General features: G+C 44.7%; 18 protein-coding genes. 5 read left to right on the top strand and 13 right to left on the bottom strand.

Annotated elements, in window-relative coordinates; all coding sequences use genetic code 11:
• Positions 1-173 precede the first annotated feature (173 nt).
• Genes G596_RS0107655 through G596_RS0107645 form a run of 3 tightly spaced genes read left to right on the top strand, consistent with a single transcriptional unit; the run spans position 174 to position 3199 of the window.
• Positions 174-1667, top strand: a complete 1494-nt coding sequence (locus G596_RS0107655) for an ArnT family glycosyltransferase (RefSeq protein ID WP_022761251.1) — start codon at positions 174-176, stop codon at positions 1665-1667.
• A gap of 48 nt (positions 1668-1715) precedes the next feature.
• A complete protein-coding gene (locus G596_RS23645; protein ID WP_022761250.1) occupies positions 1716-2588 on the top strand; it encodes an Ltp family lipoprotein in 873 nt (290 codons plus the stop codon).
• A 38-nt stretch (positions 2589-2626) separates the two neighbouring features.
• Positions 2627-3199 carry a TetR/AcrR family transcriptional regulator gene (locus tag G596_RS0107645; RefSeq protein ID WP_022761249.1) on the top strand — a complete coding sequence of 191 codons (573 nt, stop codon included), beginning with the start codon at positions 2627-2629 and terminating at the stop codon, positions 3197-3199.
• Between the two features lie 7 nt (positions 3200-3206).
• On the opposite strand, the gene G596_RS0107640 is transcribed toward G596_RS0107645, so the two are convergent.
• Positions 3207-4592 carry a condensation domain-containing protein gene (locus G596_RS0107640; protein WP_022761248.1) on the bottom strand — a complete coding sequence of 462 codons (1386 nt, stop codon included), beginning with the start codon at positions 4590-4592 and terminating at the stop codon, positions 3207-3209.
• A gap of 173 nt (positions 4593-4765) precedes the next feature.
• Here G596_RS0107640 and G596_RS0107635 point away from each other — a divergent pair, with 173 nt between their 5' ends.
• Entirely contained in the window at positions 4766-6085 is a 1320-nt protein-coding gene (locus G596_RS0107635) for an MFS transporter (RefSeq protein WP_022761247.1), read from the top strand.
• A gap of 31 nt (positions 6086-6116) precedes the next feature.
• Positions 6117-8732, top strand: coding sequence for a glycoside hydrolase family 2 TIM barrel-domain containing protein (locus G596_RS21395; RefSeq protein ID WP_022761246.1), 2616 nt, complete (start codon positions 6117-6119; stop codon positions 8730-8732).
• On the opposite strand, the gene G596_RS0107625 is transcribed toward G596_RS21395, so the two are convergent.
• From G596_RS0107625 to G596_RS0107570, 12 genes are all read right to left on the bottom strand, one after another.
• On the bottom strand, positions 8704-9351 hold the full coding sequence (locus G596_RS0107625; RefSeq protein ID WP_026671238.1) for a 4'-phosphopantetheinyl transferase family protein: 648 nt from the start codon (positions 9349-9351) through the stop codon (positions 8704-8706). The genes G596_RS21395 and G596_RS0107625 overlap by 29 nt on opposite strands.
• Complete coding sequence (locus G596_RS21390) at positions 9348-10451, bottom strand: putative glycoside hydrolase (protein WP_049944854.1); 1104 nt, start codon at positions 10449-10451, stop codon at positions 9348-9350. The genes G596_RS0107625 and G596_RS21390 overlap by 4 nt, the downstream gene beginning before the upstream one ends.
• 1 nt (position 10452) lies before the next feature.
• Positions 10453-10698, bottom strand: coding sequence for a TIGR03905 family TSCPD domain-containing protein (locus G596_RS0107615; RefSeq protein WP_022761244.1), 246 nt, complete (start codon positions 10696-10698; stop codon positions 10453-10455).
• 28 nt (positions 10699-10726) lie between these two features.
• Positions 10727-11542, bottom strand: coding sequence for a transporter substrate-binding domain-containing protein (locus G596_RS0107610; RefSeq protein WP_022761243.1), 816 nt, complete (start codon positions 11540-11542; stop codon positions 10727-10729).
• A gap of 45 nt (positions 11543-11587) precedes the next feature.
• Positions 11588-12325, bottom strand: coding sequence for an amino acid ABC transporter ATP-binding protein (locus tag G596_RS0107605; RefSeq protein WP_022761242.1), 738 nt, complete (start codon positions 12323-12325; stop codon positions 11588-11590).
• A gap of 12 nt (positions 12326-12337) precedes the next feature.
• Entirely contained in the window at positions 12338-13012 is a 675-nt protein-coding gene (locus tag G596_RS0107600) for an amino acid ABC transporter permease (protein ID WP_022761241.1), read from the bottom strand.
• Between the two features lie 161 nt (positions 13013-13173).
• Positions 13174-13857 carry a L,D-transpeptidase gene (locus G596_RS0107595; RefSeq protein ID WP_022761240.1) on the bottom strand — a complete coding sequence of 228 codons (684 nt, stop codon included), beginning with the start codon at positions 13855-13857 and terminating at the stop codon, positions 13174-13176.
• Positions 13858-13958: 101 nt separating this feature from the next.
• Positions 13959-15227 (bottom strand): glycoside hydrolase family 5 protein, encoded by a 1269-nt coding sequence (locus G596_RS0107590; RefSeq protein WP_022761239.1) that lies wholly within the window; start codon positions 15225-15227, stop codon positions 13959-13961.
• A gap of 152 nt (positions 15228-15379) precedes the next feature.
• On the bottom strand, positions 15380-17548 hold the full coding sequence (locus G596_RS0107585; protein WP_022761238.1) for a glycoside hydrolase family 3 C-terminal domain-containing protein: 2169 nt from the start codon (positions 17546-17548) through the stop codon (positions 15380-15382).
• A gap of 33 nt (positions 17549-17581) precedes the next feature.
• A complete protein-coding gene (locus G596_RS0107580) occupies positions 17582-19294 on the bottom strand; it encodes an SGNH/GDSL hydrolase family protein (protein WP_022761237.1) in 1713 nt (570 codons plus the stop codon).
• Positions 19295-19310: 16 nt separating this feature from the next.
• Positions 19311-20264 (bottom strand): hypothetical protein, encoded by a 954-nt coding sequence (locus G596_RS0107575; protein ID WP_022761236.1) that lies wholly within the window; start codon positions 20262-20264, stop codon positions 19311-19313.
• 81 nt (positions 20265-20345) lie between these two features.
• Positions 20346-21878, bottom strand: a complete 1533-nt coding sequence (locus G596_RS0107570; protein WP_022761235.1) for an ABC transporter substrate-binding protein — start codon at positions 21876-21878, stop codon at positions 20346-20348.
• Positions 21879-21922 lie beyond the last annotated feature (44 nt).

Genomic DNA, 21922 nt, shown 5'->3' with positions numbered 1-21922 from the left:
AATACAGTTCATACGATAGAAAAGAGAGGCTTTTAAGTCTCTCTTTTCGTTTGCGGATATTTTTGGCTAATTATAATAATGCAAAATACTCTCCGAAAGAATATAATATCTCTAAGAAAATCGGTGGATTATACCACTGTATTTTGTGGTTTTTTATGGGGAGATAATTATATATGGGAAAAAAAGTTGAAACGGGGTTGTTACTAACTGTTCTTTCAGGTGCTACGCTCCTGATTGTCTATATGTTATTTCATAATCTCGGTGCAGGATATCTGATTTCAACCGACGAAGCCTACCATGCGACAAACGCATATGAAATGTACAAACAGAGCAACTGGATTGTAAACACTTACAAGTATGCTGCGGACTATTTTAATTCCAAGCCTCCGCTCTGCCTTGATATGATGGCTATATGCTATAAGCTTCTCGGTGTGTGCAATTTTGCGGCGCGCTTTCCATCTGCAGTTGGCGGTCTTTTAACGCTGCTTGTGGTCATCCTGTTTTTGATCAGAAGAGATAATCTCTATTCAGCGGTTCTGTTTCCGTTTATATTTGCGGCATGTACACCCTTTTTTACATTTCACATGTACAGAGCGGCGGAGATGGATTCCTTCTTTAATCTCTTTTTCGTGATTGCCATGATCTCGCTCTACGAAATCATGTATAACCCACGTTTCATGTACTTATACGGCATCTCCCTGGGCCTCGCCTTCATGTGCAAGGGACCTCATGCTGCTCTTATCTTCATGATCGGGCTGTTATACATTCCGAGGATTCGAGAAGCCTTCAAAAAGCCGTCAAGAGTGGTTATATCTGCTTTTCTTGCTGCTCTTCTTCCGGTCGCATGGATGGTCAAGCGCTCGATGTTTGATGGAATGCAGTTCATAGATACTCTTATGTTCGGCGAGACAGTCGACAGAGTAAGCACATCCGACGAGAACTTTTCAAAACCCATCATAGATTTCATCGGATCGAATGTGATGCAGCTTTTCATCATCACAATAATTGTTGCAGCTGTGGCAATGGTCGTTATAAAGCTTCGTTCCGGCAACAGATCGATAACAGTTGTTACGAATTTTATTAAGGAAAACTATCTGCTCCTTGTATGGACAGTTCTCCCGGTCATGTTCTTTGCAATTTTGAAGAGCTACCTTGACTGGTATATATACACCTCCCTGCTTGCCCTGTGTATCTTAGTGGCAAGACTTGGCGGAATTGTTATAGAGCATCTTGTGAGGAAAAATCCCACAGTGGCAGTTATTACCACAGGCCTTATCGTGGCTGCTTCATTTTTCTTCATCGTTCCCTGCATTAAGAATGATATCAATCTTGCGGGGACGGGCGGACATCCGGTTGACGAATTCACGCAGGATATGCTGGATTTTGCCGCCCAGTACGGGGATGAATATGCGGGAAGAAACGTATATCTTCTCTCTGATTTCAGACAGTACTCGAAGCAGGGGCACTGGGAATGCGAATATGTCGCGCCCGCCGAAATGTACTGTGATTTCGTTGCTGTAGACGGAACATTGGACAATTTCCTTAGTGATGACGGTTCACTTATCATTGTTGACAAGGATCTTTGGGATAAATACTCATCTGATCTTACCGGACACGTTATTTTACAGGACAATTCATATCTTATCTTCAGTACGGATATGTATTAGAATATAAACTGATTTTTTCAGTCAAGTTTAGAGAGGAATTATATTTTTATGGAAAACAAATCATTTGGGGGATATCAAACCTACGGTAACAGCGCCTATCAGGCTGCACCGGGTGCAACAACTTATCAAAACAACGGCAGTTCTGCAATGCAGAAACAGCCACAAGAGATGGGAATGGTCGGAAGTGTTCCATTTCCTGTGGATAAGTCCATTCCAGGCTTTGAAATAAATGAAAACACTGTACTTAGTCCTTATGACGAAGATATGTTTGCGGAAGAAACAAAGAGCAAAAAGCCGATTTATCTGGCCATCGCCTGCTCTGTAGCAGCACTTGCTCTCGTAGGCATCTGTGGATTTTCCATTTTTAATTTTAGCTCTAACCGCACTGTTACTCCGGCGGAGCCCGTTGCCGTTACTACGCAGATTGTAGCCAAGGATGTCAAGGATATGACTCAGGGCGAGAAGCAGGCCATAAGACAGGCTCAGGATCTACTTACTTCCATTCCTTACTCCAGAGAACATCTCATCGAGGAGCTTCAGGACAAATACTATGGCTTTTCCGAGACGGAAGCTACTGTTGCCGTTGATTATCTTGAAGCCGAAGGTCTTGTCGACTGGAACGATGAAGCAGTCAGATGGGCAGAAATACTGCTTGATGGTGCTGCATATTCCAAAGATGGACTAATGGAAGACCTTTCTGAAGGTTATATGGCTTTCACTAAAGAACAGGCCGAATACGCAATGAACTACATCGAAACCAACAAGAAAGCCGACTGGTACGCAGAGGCAAAAGAAGAAGCTGAACTCTATGTAGGGTTATTTGACGATGTTACCCATGACGATCTAGTTAAATTTCTTGTGGACGGTTACTCTTTCACCCAGAAACAGGCTGAATACGCGGCAAAGAGCGTAGGATACTAAACCGCCAGATATCTGTAATGCAGCCACCGGAGGATAACATGAACGAATCGGATGAACGTTACAGCACTGCTGAAGATGCTATAATTGATTCCTTTTTTCTTCTGATAAGGGAGAAGGATCTGGAAAAAATAACGGTAGCTGACGTGATTCAGAAGGCAGGGATCGTACGTAGCACCTTCTATAATCACTATGAGAATATTCCTGCCCTTGTGACCGCTGCAGAGGACAAGACCTTAGATGATATTTTTCGCATGATGGAGAGCTTTCATCCCGAGAACGATCACGATATGTGCAAATCTTATTTCCTTGCGATATGTAATTACACCAGGAATAATCCGTTTCTTGCTAATCTCTTAGAGAGCGCTCGCGGTGACACATTTTTTGAAAAAGCCATGCATATGTTCCATCGTTACGTAACAAGCGTTACCGATGAAACTCACGCAGAGAGCGCGTCCAGGGACAATTTTTCCTATCTTATCGCGGGTACAATCGGCATTACCATCGGTATATTACATAAATGGATAGCGGAGGATTTTGCATCCCCCGCTGAAAATATCGCTGATATTATGACCAAAATGTTCCTTGGCGGTGTTTTACCATATCTGAAATAATTTGTATTTATACTGCCGCCATTATCTCTCCCACTGACATATCGGGATGTTCCACACCTTTGAACAGTATGCGCATCAGATAGTAGTTGAGAAGCTCCACGTCTTTTTCCGTGAGGTCCGCTGTCTGATAGTGGTATGAAAAATTAAGACCTCCGTCCTCCGTGTGAGATACCGTCAGATACAATTTCTTGGTGGCTGCGCCGTTTGCAAACCACTTCGTATGCATCGGGATATCCTTTAAAAGCGGATTATTAAGCTTTACCGGCATGGGCTGATAGGTTAGAAAACAACTCTCGTAGGTAGTATGTGCAGGCGTGTGATAGCGCTTTTTTATCTCCTTTTTTATTAGCTCCGGATCATAGCTGTTGAACATATACACCTTGTTCTGCATGTTCTGCACTTCATCCGCTGCCGCCGTGAATTTCGTATCGCCGGATATCACGGTTCTGCAGGGGAACATGATGGTTCTGCTTCCGCCTGACATCCAGTCGTTTCTGGATAGTCTTCTGGCAATGAAATTCTCCACGGTTATATCTTCCTGCCCTCCATTTTGCTTGGAAAGGTAGGTCCTAAGCCCAAGTAAAAGCAAATTGGTTATGGTCAGGTTATGCCCCTCGCAGAAGTCAAACAGTTCCTTTGTGGGATTAGCGTCAAGCTTGTAGTCCTTAACCGCAACAAACAACTGCTTTCTTTCAATATCAGCCGCTCTTAAATTCGGGTTTTTGTGCTTCTTTCTTGCTTTTTCGAGAACCGCTCCGCCCTGTATATCAGAGTATAAGGGCTCTCCCCATTTATCCAGCATACTCCCCCAAAACTGTTTTGCTCTCTCTACTCTCTTTTCATTGGATGCCTTTGTCAGATCCCTCTGCAGGGCTTCCTCATAGTCCACCAGGTCAGCAGGGAACTCTGTACCGAACTTATAATGAGTATAGAGCGCCATAATGTCTCCGGTCATGACGAATATTCCGCAGGAATCGATGAGCCTGTGATCCATATGTACAAAGAAGCCGTTGTAACCCTCGGGAAGTTTTGTCAAAAACACTTCGCACATTGGGATATCATCGCCGTCAAAGGTCTTGTATGCCCATTCCTGCATTACGGCATCCGCCTCCTCCATTGTCAAATCAGACAAATCCCTAAGCGGTATGTCTCTGTCATCCTTTTCTATCAGATACTGCTTAACATCCCCGTTTTTATCCGCCTTGGTAAATCTGATTCGCATACAACCGTATCTCTCCATTTCCAGACGGATGCATTTTCTCAGAAGATCAAAATCAATCTCCACCTTGAGTGATGCAATAAAGCTGAGCCCCGATACCTGCTGTGTCCCATATTCCTTTATCCATCGGTAATGCATGTTCTGTGCTGCTGTCAGCGGATATTTCTTAGTCATAACGTCCCTCCTCATACCTCATTTATGAGAGAAAAGTTATCACAATCCTCCTCGCCATTCCATACCCTCCCCGACTTAACAAACACTTCTCATCAAAATGACCGATATCTTCCATCCATTCGGATAGGATGATATTATAGGAGATAAGAATAGTTTTAGGGGGAATAGTTAAAATGAAGCTCAATTATAAGCGGACAATACTTATCGGATTTGCTTTTATGTCCATCTGCGCCTTCTGGCAGTTTTATGACAATGAAATCCCAAAGATACTAACCTATCATTTCGGGCTCGGCGAGACCCTTACGGGCACTATTATGGCCTTTGACAATGTTCTGGCACTATTCCTTTTACCCATGTTCGGAACACTCTCCGACAAGGCTAATACCAGACTGGGTAAGCGCATGCCTTTTATTCTTATCGGAACCGTCCTGTCTGTAATTTTATTCCTTTCTCTCATATATATTGCTCATGTCAGTACTAATCTTCAGCTTTTTATCTTTATACTGCTTTTGCTCCTGGTTGCCATGGGCATTTACAGATCTCCGGCCGTATCACTTATGCCTGAGCTGACCCCCGCCGTGCATCGAAGCGGAGCCAACGCCATCATCAACCTTATGGGAACCCTTGGCGCAGTATATACACTTATAATGATCAAGGTTTTCCTTAAATCCGCTGCAGTCGAAGCAGAAACAAATTACACCCCTCTGGCCATAGCAATTGCGGCCTTTATGGTGATTACAGTTGCTATTCTTTTCTTTACGATTCCCGAAAAAAGGCTCATGTCCGAGGTCCGTGAGGGTGTTGAGAACTTTGACGGAGACGACGTTCGTGAATTAACCGGAAAAGATGAGGATGAAGCCTATCAGAACGCAGGAAAACTGTCCCGTGACGTATTTAGAAGCCTTACCTTGTTGCTTTGCTCCGTATTTTTGTGGTTTACCGCCTACAACGCGGTAACTACTGCTTTTTCCAGATATGTAACAGAAGTCTGGGGACTCCGCAACGGAGCCTACGCTGACTGTCTGATGATAGCAATGATAGCAGCTGTTCTTTCATATATTCCCGTGGGCTTTGTTTCCGCCAAACTTGGTAGAAAAAAGACAATACTCATAGGTATAACACTCATGAGCATCTGCTATCTGTCTGCAGCCTTGATGCCGCAGTATAACGCTTCTCTGAACTTCCTGTTCGCAATTATCGGAATAGGCTGGGCCGCGATAAATGTTAACTCCTACCCCATGGTCGTGGGCATGGGCGAGAGCCGCGTCATTGGCAAATACACCGGTCTGTACTATACCTTTTCCATGGCAGCCCAGGTATTTACCCCGATTTTTTCCGGCTTTTTGCTTGAGCACGTGTCCTACAGGACCCTGTTCCCCTATGCATTCGTCTTCTCCTGCCTGTCCTTTATTACCATGCTCTTCGTTAAACACGGAGATGTAAAGCCCACAGCCAAGAAGAATGTGCTGGAACACTTTGATGTCGACAACTGATTACCAATATTTCTGATAACAGGTTACTACTATGAAGAGACTATTTAATCAAAACTGGAAATTCCTGAAAACTCCCGCAGGCACTACCTTTGATGAGGCTCATAAGTGCCTGGGCGATTTTAACGATGTGGAGATTCCTCACGACTGGATGATAGAGGACGCTCAAAGTCTGTATGCGGACGCAACCGGGTGGTATTTAAACCACTTTGAAGCTATGGACGGACGGCGTCTCTTTTTCGTCTTTGACGGAATCTATATGGACAGTATTGTGTATATAAACGGGCATGAAGCCGGTGAATGGAAAAGCGGTTATTCCCAATTTGTTCTGGATGTATCGGACTACGTAGTTCCCGGCACCAATGAGATTCTTGTCGCTGCAAGATGCAAATATCCCAGTGCCAGATGGTACACAGGTGCCGGTATATACCGCAATATCTGGCTCTGCGACTACAGTGATATTTTCATCCCGGAAAATGGCATATATGTACATTCAAGCAAAATAGGCGAAAGCTATCTTCTGGAGATTTCTACGGAGATTTCCGGCCTTAAGAAATCCGATGAAAATGAGAATGTCTATGTCAGACACAAATTGTTTGACAACGATGGTAATGAAATACCTATCATGCCCCAAATCAACAAAGATGAAGAAGTTCACACCTACAGACGCTTTATTGTAGATAATCCCAAGGAATGGAGCCCTTCCTCTCCTGTACTTTATGAACTCCTGGTAGAGTTATACGCAGGCGTCGATGTGGATACATCAAATCAGCACACATATCCGATTCAGACAGAGAGCGTCAGAATCGGTTTTAGAAATATTCGTTTTGACAACAATAGGGGCCTTTTCATAAATGATAAGCATATAAAGCTAAACGGTGTCTGCCTGCATCACGACCTTGGTGCCCTTGGCGTCGCCTTTAACAAAGGTGCAATGAAAAGACGCCTTGTTCAGCTGCAGAAAATGGGCGTAAATGCCCTCCGTCTTACTCACAACGTCTATGATCCCGCCGTACTTGATATGGCTGATGAGATGGGCTTTTTAGTGCTCTCCGAGTCTCTGGACATGTGGGAACGCTCAAAAACCGATTATGATTTTGCAAGATTTTTCCCCGACTGGTATAAAAAAGAGGTTGAAAGCTGGGTCAGACGCGACAGAAATCACACAAGCGTATTCATGTGGAGTATCGGAAATGAAATATATGACACCCATGTGGACAGCAGAGGTCTTGAGCTTACTATCATTCTCCGGGATGAGGTCAGAAAACACGATCCGCTAAGAAATGGTCTTGTTACCTCCGCTTCGAACTATATGGAATGGGAAAATGCGCAAAAATGCGCCCCGGAACTCGATGTTGTGGGATATAACTACCTGGAACGCTTATATAAAAAGCAGCATAAAGCCAACCCCGAATGGATAATCTTCGGAAGTGAGACTTCCTCCATCGTTCAGAGCCGCGGAATTTACCATTTCCCGCTCGATGAGCACATAATTAAGGAATCTGACCTCCAGTGTTCCTCCCTGGGAAACAGCATTACCGAGTGGAGTGCAAAAAGCATGGAAGCCTGCGTCTGTGAGGATAGAGATATGGAATTTTCTCTTGGACAGTTCCTCTGGACAGGCTATGACTACATCGGAGAGCCTACGCCCTATGAGACGAAAAACTCTTACTTTGGCCTGATAGATACCGCAGGCTTTTTCAAGGACGCCTATTATGTCTGGAAATCCGCATGGGTAAGCTGCAAGGACGATCCCTTCGTGCACATTTTCCCCTACTGGGATTTTAATGAAGGTCAGCGCGTTGATGTGCGCGTAGTCAGCAATTTACCCTTTGTAGAGCTGTTCTTGAACGGTAGAAGTCTTGGCAAACAGGAACTAACCCACGCACCCGGGGCCGGAAATCATATTATCGCTGATTACAGTGTGATTTATGAAGAAGGCGAACTTCGCGCTGCCGCTTACGATGAAGAAGGAAAAATCGTTGCCGAGACCGTAAGACGCTCTTTTAAGGATACCCATGCCCTTAATGTGACAACGGAAGATGCCGGTGATCTCATTTTTGCTGAAATAAGTGCAGTGGATGAAGACGGAAATCCTGTCGAAAACGCGCGTGACTACGTAAAGGTAACCGTAGAAAACGGGACTCTTGTAGGTTTTGATAACGGAGACAGCACCGATTACGACAGCTACAAAGCTGATACAAGAAGACTTTTTGCAGGAAAAGCACTCGTTATTGTAAGGAAAGAAAGTACTCTGGATACGGAAGGCAGTCGTATAACAAACTCCGTTCCGAAGATTGTGCCCTCTCTCCTTCCGGGACGCGATATCAGAACTATAAAGCTTAAAGTCTGTGAAAAAAATCCCACAGATAACGGCATATATACACTGACTCCGGGCAATAAAAAAATCACCGTCTCTGCCGAAGTATTCCCCGAAGGAGCAGATGACAGCGATTTATGTTTTAGAATTCTTAGCAGAAATCGCGGCGAGACAACCATCGCAAAGGTTAGACAAGACGGCTGTAATGCGATAGTTGAAGCCCTTAGCGACGGCGAATTCGTTCTTCGATGTGAAGCCTCAAACGGTGCCAATGAAGTAAAGGTTATTTCAGAACTTGATTTTAAGTCAGTTCATTCTGATGAACAGTAAAAGGAAAGCGAGCGGCACAGCTCACCATAAACTCATCACTAAGCGGGAAGCTCTCAATATGCCACCCATCCATGAAGGAGTTTTCCTCTCTGGGATCTAGGAAAAAGCCGCTTCCTATCGCCTTTAGAACTGCCTCTACAGAGGTCCAGGCCTTCGCCCAGCGAAGCTTCTCTTCGGGGCTTTGAGGCTCTTCGGCAGCTTTATCGCAGCCGGGAGTCTCTTTTTCTCGCATGCTGATTAGTTCGTCGTAATATGAAACCGGAAGAACACGCTTTAGTACAGAAAGCGTGAGTCTTTCCGTGCTCTCAATATCAACTCCGACAGGCTCTTTTGATACAGCCAGCACCACATAACAGCCGGCATGTGACAAACTAAATTCCTTAGACTTATCACTCAAAAACGGCTTCCCGTGCTCCCCAAAGGACAATTGCTCATCTTTGGTCACTCCGAGGACCTTGGACAATATGTATCCGGCACCAAGTTCCTGCATTTTTACGCTCTCTACCTTAGCTCTGCGGTGTTTATCTGCGTAATAGGGTGCAATACCTTGTACAATATTGTCTTCCCGGCCCTTCAGCCGCTCTGCATCCAGTATATAAATATCTACTCTGTCTTTCATTTAAACGCATCCCACTTATATTTGCATGAAGGATTCCATATGATCCATGAATAAACTCCGTTCTCATTAACAGCCCTAATCTGATCCTGTATTTCTTCTACTCCGTAATCTCTGTATTTTGACAGATAAGATGCTGTAAATCCCTGAAGCCAGGGGCGTACCGAAGCTTGCTGTCTTTTTCCAAGCGGATTGACCACTTTAAGCTCGGCATCGGAGTATTTCATGGCCGCATCCACGGTCTCATAGGGATGAAGATCGGGATAATCAAGCCCCATAGAACCCTCATAGTAATGAGAAGGATAGATCATAGGCGAGAGATACTCGCAGTTCATGGAAAGCCAGGAGTATTCCTGCCCTACAATGTCTCTGTCAACCTTGGAGCCCATCGCTGTTCCGAATACATCAAGCGAAAGCGGCATCCCCTCCTTTTTGAGACTAAAATGAGCATCGCGGACGAATTTGTAGATAGCACGGCGTCTGCCGTAGCCATTCATTCCAAGATCCTCTTCCTTTATACCTGTGGGAAATCTCACATAGTCATACTGAACTTCATCAAATCCGGCCTTTTTACAGCCAAGAGCTACTTCGATGAGATAGTCCTTTACTTCTTCGTTCTCGGGATCCATCCAGGAAAAACCCTTGCTATCCTCATATAATTCACCGGATGCCTTTTTCAGAACCCATTCAGGTTTTATATCATCGATTAGAGGATCCCTGAAGGCAACGCATCTTGCAATCGCATAGATTCCATTCTCATGAAGTGTGTTAATAAGTCCCGGCATGTCTCCCACAAGAATATCCTTTGTCCCAAGAGAATCCACAAGTTCTGAGTCCATGTCGAACACTATGTTGCCGTCATCATTTTTAACATCTATTACCACTGCGTTTATGGATGTCTCGTCTATATGAGTTATGATTTCATCCATCATATTCTTCGTGCCTGCAACAAAGGCACTCACGTATATTCCATGGATTTCACTTTTGATATTTTCATTATCCTCCTCTGCAGCCACATTAAAACCGGTACCGCAAAGAAGGCTGGCGCACAGCGCGCCGCATAAAAACCTTCTGCTATTGTTTATCAGTTTCTTAAGTTTCATCTCAGCCTTCCTGCATTGCCTGCTCAATAGCGTAGGAAAGCTGGTCGGGACAGGATGTACTCTTCATTCCGCATCTGATACCGCGAAGCTTGGCAATGGCATCCTCTGCCTTCATACCCTCCACGAGTCTTGATACACCCTGAAGATTACCGTTGCAGCCGTTTGTAAAGGCTACATGCTTAATAATTCCACCCTCAACGTCAATATCAATCTGTGTGGAACAGGTTCCTCTTGTCTTGTAAATCATTTCAAAAACTCCTTTAATACTTCTTTACTTATTCTGCTGTTATATCAGCACCGAAATACTTCTCCGAAATCTCTTTCAGTTTTCCTTCTTCCCTGAGCTCCTTAATTGCCCCATTAATCGCCTCACGAAGAGAATCGTTGTCAGAGCCCTTTGCAAGCGGGATCGCATACATTGTAACTTCCGGATCAACAGCAGCAACCTTAAGCTCTGTTGTTCCTGTTGTATTGAAATAATCCTGAGCAGAAGTATTGGCATTTATTGTAGCATCTACAGTGCCGTTAAGGACAAGTGTCATTGTCTCTCCGAGCGTATCCACATTTGAAACGGTTGCACCATGCTCTTTTCCCATAGCCTCATAGGTGGAACCTGCGGAATTCGCTGTTGTATGGCCGTTTAAATCGTCAAATGAAGTGATAGTATCATTTGTTGCCAGAGTAACAACCACGGCGTGGTCGTAAGCATAAGGCTCGGTAAAGTCATAGGTTCCCTTGCGGTCGTCAGTGACATCAACTCCGTTAGCCATCATATCAAAAGTGCCGGTGGATACTCCGGTAAGGCCTCCGTCAAAGGCAACCTCCTGGAAGTCCGCCTCTACGCCGAGCTTTTCGGCAATAGCAGCTGCTACTTCAACGTCGAAACCGACAAGCTCATCTGTGGTCTCATCGTGGTAGGTAAAAGGTGCCCAGCAGCCTTCCGTAGCAACCGTGATTTTTCCTGCCGCCTTGATCTTTGCAAGGTGATCATCTCCGGAACTTGTCTTTGCTCCTCCGGCTCCCTGTCCGCAACCTGCGACAAAAGTTGTAATCATCACTGCTGCAAGCATCATAGAAAGATTTTTCTTCATAATTTTCCTCCTGTTCTTGTTAAATATGAATAACCAATTCTGGTACTACCCTGTAATTCTCAGGAACTCTCTGGTCTTTTCCTCTCTGGGATTCTCGAAGATATCCTTAGGACTCCCCTCCTCGACAATAACGCCGTCTGCCATAAAGACAACCTTGGATGAAACCTCCTTTGCAAAGCCGATCTCATGAGTCACAACTATCATTGTCATGCCGTCATCCGCAAGTCTTCGCATTACTTCCAGCACCTCTGCAGTAAGCTGGGGATCCAGTGCAGAAGTCGGCTCGTCAAAATATATTATGCTCGGATCCGTAGCCAGTGCTCTTGCAATTGCCACTCTCTGCTGTTGACCGCCGGAGAGCTGCGAGGGATATTTATCCACGTGTTCAAGCATTCCAACCTTCTTAAGGACGTCCAGAGCCTTTTCCTTTGCCTCTTTTTGCGGAATATGGCGTGCTGACGTAAGTCCCAGAGTGACGTTCTGAAGTACTGTCTTATTTGCAAACAGGCAATAGTTTTGAAAAACAAAGCCCGTATGCTTTCTGACAGCGGCCATTTCTGCTTTACTTACCTTTGAAAGGTCGTATGTAGTCCCATTAAATAACAGCTGTCCTTTATCTGCTTTTTCCAGAAAATTTATGCATCTAAGGAGCGTGGTCTTACCTGAACCCGAAGCCCCGAGAACAGATACCACATCGCCCTTTTCAATCTTTATATCAATGCCCTTTAGCACATCTCCGGCGCCAAAGGTTTTATGTATGTTTCTAACCTCTAATAAAGCCATCTCTAACCCCTGTTATTTCCTTACGCCGTAGCTGCCAAGCGCAAGCTCTCCTCTCTTTTGCACATAGGTCAGCACGGTGCAAAACAGCAGATAAACTATGGCAACCTCAATGTACAACGGAAGATAATTATAGGACTGTCCCGCAATTTGCTTGGTCCTTGTAAACATCTCAACCACAGTTATGCTTGATGCAAGCGACGTATCCTTAACCATGCTGATAAGAGCATTAAACAGCGACGGAAAAGCCGTTCTGAACGCCTGGGGCAATATGATATGCCACATTATCTGCATATAGTTCATCCCCACGCAGTATCCTGCCTCAAGCTGTCCCGCAGGAACAGCCTCCATGGCGGCCCTTACTGTTTCTGCACTGTATGCACCTTCATTTATCGTAAAGACTATCACCGCCATAACAAACGGATTGGAATGAATTCCCAGAAGCGGAAGCCCGTAAAAAGCAACCATCAACTGAACGAGGAGCGGTGTTCCTCTGATAATCCAGATGTAAAACCGGCAAATCTGCCTTGCTACCGGAACCTGCGCGTATTGTACCATCGCAACAAGTACCGAGAGAATTGTTGATAGTATAAAGGCCAGAGCCGCCAGCGGTATTGTAACCTTTAAACCATATTCCAATATTTTGGGAAAAGAGCTGATGATCAGCCCCAATGTATTTTCGTCAAACATTATCCTACTATATTTCCAATTTTATATTTTGTGCAATCTTTTTAGTTACAATATATTACGCACCATATTGTGCGTAAAGTCAATACCTTTTTATTATACATAAAAACAGGCAAAATGTATGTCTACATCTTGCCTGTTCTATTAATTTGTTTTGATATCCATCAGTGAACAACCACCGGTGTTCCGACATTTACTCTGTCAAAAAGTGCTACTGCTGTATCATGCGGCAGGTTCACACATCCATGGGATCCGTTAGTCTTGTATATCTCGCCTCCGAAGGAACTTCTCCAGGATGCATCGTGAAGACCTATGTGACAAGGATTAGGTGTGAACTGCATCCATCTGTCAACCCATACATTCCAGGTAGGTCCTACCAGATTCTTACCTGCAATATGAGACTGAATCGTATAGGTACCTCTTGGTGTCCCGTTTCCACGATTAGGATTGCCGGATACTATAGGTGACTGAAGTGCAACCTGACCATTTTCATAATAGGTCATGCACTGTCCGTCTATATCAACATCCACATAGGTGCTGTACGGTAATCCATTTACCGGTTCGTTCGCCGGTGCTGCTTGTTGCGTAGGTGCTGCCCCACCAGCAAGCGCTGCCTGATACTTTGCAGTATCCTCCTGTTGGTTCTGGGATCTTCCCTCTTTTACGCCATATGTTATGTAATGATTGTAAAGAACGGCGGGATCATTTCCCAAGGCTGCCACTACATCAGGATACTTATTAGCATAAAAGTTCGCATCAAAGCCATCTGCCGATACACTGACCTTAGCTGTGAGAAATATCACGAACGTTAATGCTGCCAATGATAAACCAATTATTCTTCCACGCATTACTAATCCCCCTCAAGATAGAAACACGATATTATGTGAATAAATGTATTTTATCACATTAGCGCGAGAAAAACCGCTATTTTATGCTTTTTTTATAGAAATTACCTATATTCTTCAAATACTTTCATGAGTTCCGGATAAGGTGTTTCAAACGTTTTTCTGTCAATTATTCCGAAGTTTTCTCCGTCTCCGTTAAACTGACCGTTATCCCACCATACACAGGGAATATTCTTTGCTCTCGCCTTTTTCAAATAGTAGCTGAGCCATTCTACTCTGTCTGCTTCGTTGTCCTTGTTCACAGCACCGAATTCACCGATTATAACCGGTACATTCTTGAAGAATATAATTCTCTCAATATCAGATAAAAGCTGGTCGAGATCACCATGATCGTTGTCATAGGTGGATCTTCCGGGGCTCTCAAGGGCAAAGGTATAAGGTGTGTACGCGTGAACCGAAACCGCTACGCAGTCGTCCTCGGGAAGCTCAATAGCTCTGAGACAATTACCCTGTGAGCTTGCTGCATATCCGGGGAACATAATAAGACGCTTTTCATTATTTCCGCCTGCAGCTCTTATAGCCTCATATCCTGCCATATTTACAGCATTTACGACTTCTCTTCCTTCCTTGTCACCGCCGTTCCATTCCACGTCAGTTCCGACTTTTCTGGGCTCGTTCTGAAGCTCGAAAATAAGGTGCGTATCATAATCCTTGAATCTCTCGGAAACCTGTGTCCAGATTGAAGCGAGTTTCTCAGAAGCCGCATCCTGATTGTCATAGTAAGGATAGTTCCAATCCTCATGGTGAACATTAATTATGGCATATGCACCTCTGCCATATACGTAATCCACAACCTCCTGAACACGGTCCATCCATGCAGAATCGATATTGCCCTCTTCATCGATGTGATCCTTCCAGGTGATCGGAATTCTTACAGTGTTGAAACCAAGCTCAAGAACTGCATCGATCAGCTCCTGTGTAGTCTCGGGATTACCCCAGCAGGTCTCCTGCTTTGACGGCGGATCGCTTATCTTAATATTTGAATCATGTGCATCAAGAGTATTACCGAGATTCCATCCTATAGTCATGTCATTGACAATTTCCCATGCAGGTGTTGTAGCCACGCTGTCCTCCTCTGCCGAATCCGTATCTTCAGTTGTTTCTTCTGCGGCTTCTACTGCTTCATCTTTGCTTTCATCCAAAACTACTTCTGTAGATTCCGCAGTAGATTCTGCAACTTCTGCTGAATCTGCGGGTTTAACGGAGTCCTGCGCAACCGTTTGCGCACCATTGCCTTCGCCTGTTCCCCTTCCGCAGCCTGCGGTGGATATCATAGTTACTGCAAGCAGCAACGCCATTACTTTTCTTTTCATTTTCTTTTCCCTTTCCACAAAATATTACTCTGACTAAAACAGCCAGAGTAATAAATTATCCAAATATCAATATACGCCAATGTCTAGGAAAAGGGTACCATTTTCATGTTAAAAATGACATTATTCTGACATCAGGTGATTTTTATTATTTATCAAAAGCGAATGTCCTTTGAAACGCATTTATGGCCCGTAAGCTCAGCAGAACGTGCATCAGGCTGAGATACACCGGCAAATACCTTGAAGCTGTCTGAGAAAATCTTTCTATTTCCTTCATCATCAACGGAGGTAAATGCTCTTGCGCTTATATGAACAGTAATCTCCTTCTCCTCGCCTGCGCCGAGACGAACTCTCTTAAAGCCGCAGAGACAGGGATTCGGGATCGCTTTATCAAAACCTGTATCCTGAATGTAAACCTGTACAACATCCTCTGTTTCAACGCTTCCATTGTTAGCAACTGTTATTTTTAAATCAGCCCCGTAACATTCAGAATTATCAGCTTTATTAAATGTGTATTTAGTATCTTCAGAACTTGTTGTAACAGCCTTATCACATAAGGTAACATCCATATCTTTCACGCTGCAGTCACCGTAGGTAAGTCCATAACCGAAGGGATAGAGAACCTCGCCCTCAAAGTATCTGTAGGTGCGGTTTTTCATGGAATAATCCCTGAAATCCGGAAGATCTGCAGATGAATTGTAGAAGGTCACGGGAAGCTTTCCTGAAGGAGAAATCTCACCAAACAGTACCTGTGCTACTTCTACGCCGCCTCTGGCGCCGGGATACCAGGTCTGAAGCACTGCTCCTGCACGCTCCTCGGCTACAGAGAGATCAATCGCACTTCCTGACATGTTAACGACAATTGTAGGCTTGTTGCAATCAAGAACAGCCTTAAGAAGCTGTCTCTGTGAAAGAGGAAGATTCAAATCTATCTTGTCACCTGAAGCGAACTGGTTACCTGTATCACCTTCTTCACCCTCAAGAGTCTCGTCAAGGCCGACAACTACAACTACTACGTCGGAATAATCTGCTACAGTCTTAGCCTCGGAAAGTCTGTCGGGCTTATTGGGATCCGCAAGTCCGCTTACATTCTCCTTCCAGAGATCGCAGCCCTCTGAATACATAACACGTGTATTTTCTCCGACCATGTCCTGAATACCCTCAAGAACAGTGATATATCTTGAAGAAGTACCATGGTAATTTCCGACAAGAGCAGATCTTGAATTTGCATTGGGTCCGATAACGCCGATGGTTCCGATTCCGTCCTTTTTAAGCGGCAGAATTCCGTCGTTCTTGAGAAGAACCATACTCTCAGCTGCAGCTCTCTTTGCAACCGAAAGATGCTCTTTACACTCAACCACCGTGTAAGGAATCTTGTCATACTCGGTCTCATCAAACATTCCGAGAAGATATCTTGCAGTGAAAAGTCTTTCACAGGATGCTGTTATAACGCTTTCATCCAGCATCCCTGCGCGATATGCATTCATTACTTTCTGATAGGTACATCCGCAGTTAAGATCGCAGCCTGTCTCAAGGGCAAGCTTTACTGACTCCTCGGGAGCACCTGTCACCTTGTGATTTTCATGGAAATCTCTGACTGCCCAGCAATCGGATACATAATGACCTTCAAAGCCCCATTTTTTCCTGAGATAGCCGTTCATCAGCTCCTCATTGGCACAGCAGGGCTCATCGTTTGTTCTGTTGTATGCGCCCATAACAGCCTCAACACCGGCTTCCTTTACACATGCCTCAAAAGCCGGAAGATAGGTCTCCTCCAGGTCCTTCTTGGAGGCGATGGCATTGAAATGATGACGCTCTCCCTCAGGTCCCGAATGCACTGCAAAGTGCTTGGCACATGCAGCAGCCTTCATATATTCTCCGTCGCCCTGGATACCCTTTACAAAGGGCACAGCCAGTCTGCTTGTAAGATAAGGATCTTCTCCGTAGGTCTCATGACCTCTGCCCCATCTGGGATCACGGAAGATATTTACGTTGGGCGCCCAGAAAGTTAGTCCCTTGTAAATGTCTCGGTCCTCTCTCTTGGACTGCTCATTATATTTCGCACGGCCCTCAATAGCGATAATCTCACCTATACACTGCATGAGTTCTTCGTCAAATGCAGCTGCAAGGCCGATTGCCTGAGGGAACATTGTTGCGGTACCCGCACGGGCTACTCCGTGGAGCGCCTCATTCCACCAGTTATATGCAGGTATCCCCAGCCTGTCTATAGCAGGGGCATCAAATTTGAGCTGCGAGGCCTTTTCCTCAACAGTCATCTTAGCTACAAGCTTTTTAGCTTTTTTTCTTGCCTCTTCTCTGTTCATCTCATCACCTTTCCCAATAACACTTGTTTTTTATCACTCCACAACCCCAAATCCAAGAATTGTAAACTTCTTTCTCTCATCGCCCTTTGCCATGCGAACTTCTACTTCGTGTGTCTTATTCTCCTCTTCATTAAGGATTATCAAAGGATTACAGTGTGTCCATCCGTTAATATGAGGATCGGCATCAATAGCCTTTTTGCCGTCCACGTACACTTCGGCGGTTCCGAATATATTCTCTCCGGAATCCTTTGATACGATAAGAAGCTTTTTACAGTTTATCTTCATGCAAAATGGCTCCGGATTGTCACTTTCTCCATCGTAATACCAGTTATAAGGGAATTCCGGCACGGGAACCACTTCACTGTCCATTTCAACCATCTGAAGCATCTTATCTGTTCCCGAAAAAGCGCCTACCTGTACTTCTGCGCTTCCGGGATTTTCACGATCAATAAGGAATACTTTTTCAAAATCAGCTCCAATCGCAGGCTTTCTTTCAAGAAGAGCTGAATCTTCCTCAGACTCTGTACTGCTTACGGATTCTCTTGTCATCTCCATCAGGCAATCGCACATAACCTGATGTCCGAGGTTACTCGGATGATAGATATCATAGAAAAACTGCTTCTTGGAAATAACTCTTCCCTCGCCGGGCTTTAAGCCAAACTGAGGAGTTACCGCATCAAGAACGCTCACCATCGGAAGGTCATAATTTGTTCCGACAGGTGAAAGTCTGTCCTGAAGGTTCCAATCGTAGGAAAATACTGCGAATAATAAAATAACGGCCGGTTTCCATGGTAATGCAAGGCACTTTCTTACAAGACTCTCATAGCATACGCCCTGGGTCTCATCTCCCTCATCGTTAACGGCAAATTCTATTACTATTAAATCGGGTTTTTCCTTACCGTCACGGAGAACATCTCTCTCGAAACGAATCATTCCAAGCTCGGAGGGCGTTCCGCCGACGCCTGCTTTTATTAGATTTACTGCACCGCCGTTTGCGAATTCTTTCTCAAAAGCATCAGCATATATTCTTGCGTAGCATTTTTCATGAATCGGAATCGCGCCAGCACCCTGAGTTATTGAGCCACCGATAAATGAGAGTGTCACATCCTCTCCTCTCTTCGCTTTATCGATCACGCTGCGAAGACGCAGGAGATTGCCCTTACTCATTACGGACTTGGCAATCATTTTCTTATATGCATCAGATTCAAAATCTACTGCGCTGTCTGAAAGCTGCTCAGGCGCTTCGAATCCATCGTGCAGATAAAAGCACACATCTGCCATAGCCTGTATGCCCGGTTTTTCAAATTCAAAGCGGATCTGTCCCGGTACGGTATCTGTGTCATACCATGTTATCTCGGTAAGATCTATAATCTGCTCTGAGCCGTCAGCCACAAACTCTTTGCTTACCATTGTTGCAGGATCGCACTGGTTTGCGCCATACATCTGAAATACGAAATTAACCTTCTCAGTCTTTGAATCTTCCGTAACGGATACCCCTATGCTGTGTACAAGCTTCTTAAAGCCCTCTGCTGTCCTTAACATATCGAGGAGCTTTTCATCCGTTACATTACCTGTCAACTTCGCAGAATCGGGAAGTCTGCCGCTGTCTTCATAGATAAACTGAATTCCTCTCCCATCCGGCTGAGGTGCCGCAAATATTCCCTTGTCCTGCATTATGTAAAAATATGGTCTTTTCTTTGTTGGATCCTTAGGGGCTACCGGCCCCTTTCTTTCTTCGTTACTCATGCTGTCCTCTTTTCTATCAAGGCCATCTGCCCGGCCTGGGTTTGTTAACACTTATTATCCCTGAGCTCTCGAGATTTCTGAGAAGCAGTAGTCTTGCCTCTCCGACCTTCTCTGGCTTTAACATGTAAAAACTGTAGGTTTCTATTAAGGAGAAGAGATTTCCTGTTCTTCCCTCAATTTTGAAGTTATTTATACCCATAGGCACATATTTCTCCCAGATCATCTCCGGAGAAACAAAGGTTGAATACTCCTGAATAGTGTATATACAATTCTTATCGCCGTATTCACAGGTCCAGGGCTTTATGGGCTTTTGTTTATCCTTGGGAAGCTTTCTGTTCTCAAGGGTTGTTCTCTGATTTATTGCAATATTTTTGTAGTGATCGCCTCTGCGCTTACAATCAGGCACGCAGCAAGCGTTTATGAGCACTTCCAACTTTTCCTTGTGCTCTACTTTCTCTAATAAATCCCACTTGTTATTTAAATTGTAATCAAGGACCACATACTTATAATCCTTGTTCATTTCCTCATTCAAAGCTTCAACATCACGAATCTCCTTACAGGTTGTGCTGTTGAAATGATAGGAGGGGTATTTTTCCCTCAGATACGTTTCCAATATTTCCGAAAAAACAAGGACCTCATTCATTCCGTTATCGCCGACTTCCATACAGAAGTTACAGAAAGGATCATCCAGGTCGTCTTCGGTCAGAAGCGGATTTGTAAAGGTGTACCTGATAGGTATGCCCTTTGCATTGATGCTCTTTACCACATTTTTCACGAATCCCGCATCGCACTGATCATTTCCCAGGAATCTTCCGCCATTCCAAAGTGCAAGCGGAAATGCTCCGAAAAATGATGCTATTTCAACACCTTCCCTGAAATACTCGGGGTGCTGTTCCAAAAGACTGATCCAGAACATATTTAGCGGATAATTGTATCTAAGTCCCGGAAGATGAAATTTTACCTTGTTCATAACTAATACCTCTGAAAAAATATGGGGCGGCTAAAAGTTCAGCCGCCCCTCTGATTCTCCACTTATCGAGTTAAGCAGAAATTATTTATTTGCATCGTCGATGTATGCTTTCCATGTATCAGCAATAGCCTCAACCTGCTCAGAAACTACACAACCGGGTGTGATGTTCCAGATGAAGTCTGAACCAATGCTCATGTTAGGAATCATGCCGTGGTAAGCAATTGTTCCGTACTGAGGATCTGACATCATTGTGATTGTCTCATCAACAGCTCTTGTATCGAAGATACCGTTACGTGCTGTAGAAAGGAATCCGTTGAAGTCTTCATAGCCTTCAGGCTGATTTGTCCAAAGATCCCAAGCAAATGCAAGCTTCCAAGCCTTATCTGCATCATAGCAAGCAGGAATAGCTACCGGGTTATTTGTCCAAACGTTGATGTAATCCTTGCCCTTAGGTCCCTTAGGGAACATTACGAAGCCGAGCTCGTCTGTCATATCCTCAAGGAAGTTGCCGGGTGTTCCAGCATACTCATCCTCTACAAGGAATGCTGCCTGGCCATTGATGAACTGCTCTTTGTAGTAATCCCACTCAGCGCCTTCAGGATTAGCCTTCTCAGCATCATAGTTATCAAACATCTTTACTGTCCACTCAAGAGCTTCAAGAGTCTCAGGGCTCTCAAGATCATATGTGTACTTACCGCTGGAATCCTTACCAACAATGTCGCCACCGTTAGAGAAGATAGCCTCAGTTGTCATGACACCTTCGTTAAGTGTCATACCGTAAATATCGATAACACCGTCGTTATCTGTATCGCGCTGAACCTTGGAAAGAAGATCCTCGAAAGCATCCCATGTCCATGTTCCGTCAGCCTGCATATCATAGATTGTCTCAGGATCGATACCTGCATCTGTAAGAAGTCTCTTGTTGAAGTATACACCTGTTCTGGGCTCAGACATGCCAGCATACATAGCGTAGATCTTGCCGTCTTTGCCATACTGCTCATGGAGACGGTTCTTCTGGAACTTATCCTTGCTGAAATCAAGGCAGTCAAGTGTAGAAAGGTCATACATAAGTCCGCTTGACATAGCAGATGTGATAGCCGGATCATCACGAAGGATCCAGAGATAGTTCTCGTCGCCGCCTGTTGTAGCATAGTCAACGAAATCTGCAGGTGTTGAACCCCAGTCAGATATAGCCTGCTGCTTAATTGTGAAGTTGTATGTCTCCTGAATCCAATCTCTGTACTCCTGCTGAGCTTCCTCATAATCGTTAGCGGGTTCAGCCGGGTCGCCTGACCACCAGTCACGAATGATGATTTCCATACCGCCGAGATCGATAGGGTTACCATCTGCATCTGTCTTTACTTCAAAGAGATCACTGCTCTCTGCAGCGTCAGCTTCCTCAGCATCGCCAGCATCCTCAGATTCAGCATCTGCTGTCTCCTCAGCTGCTTCTGTGCTCTCCTCAGCTGTAGCTGCTGTGTCCTCTGTAGCCTCTGTGGAAGTTGCTGTTGTTGCATCTCCCCCATTAGATGTAGCGCCACAACCAACAGCACTCATTGTCATTGCTGCAAGTGTAATAGCAGCTGTTACTTTTTTGGTTAATGCCCTTTTCATTTTTGTCCTCCTTTTGTTTTGAGATTTGAAAATCTCATTTTAAA

This window comes from Butyrivibrio sp. AD3002 (genome assembly GCF_000420905.1).
In the GTDB taxonomy this organism is placed as follows: Bacteria; Bacillota; Clostridia; order Lachnospirales; family Lachnospiraceae; genus Butyrivibrio.
The sequence above is the reverse complement of the archived record's forward strand: the minus strand, read 5'-3'. Positions and strand labels throughout refer to the sequence as shown.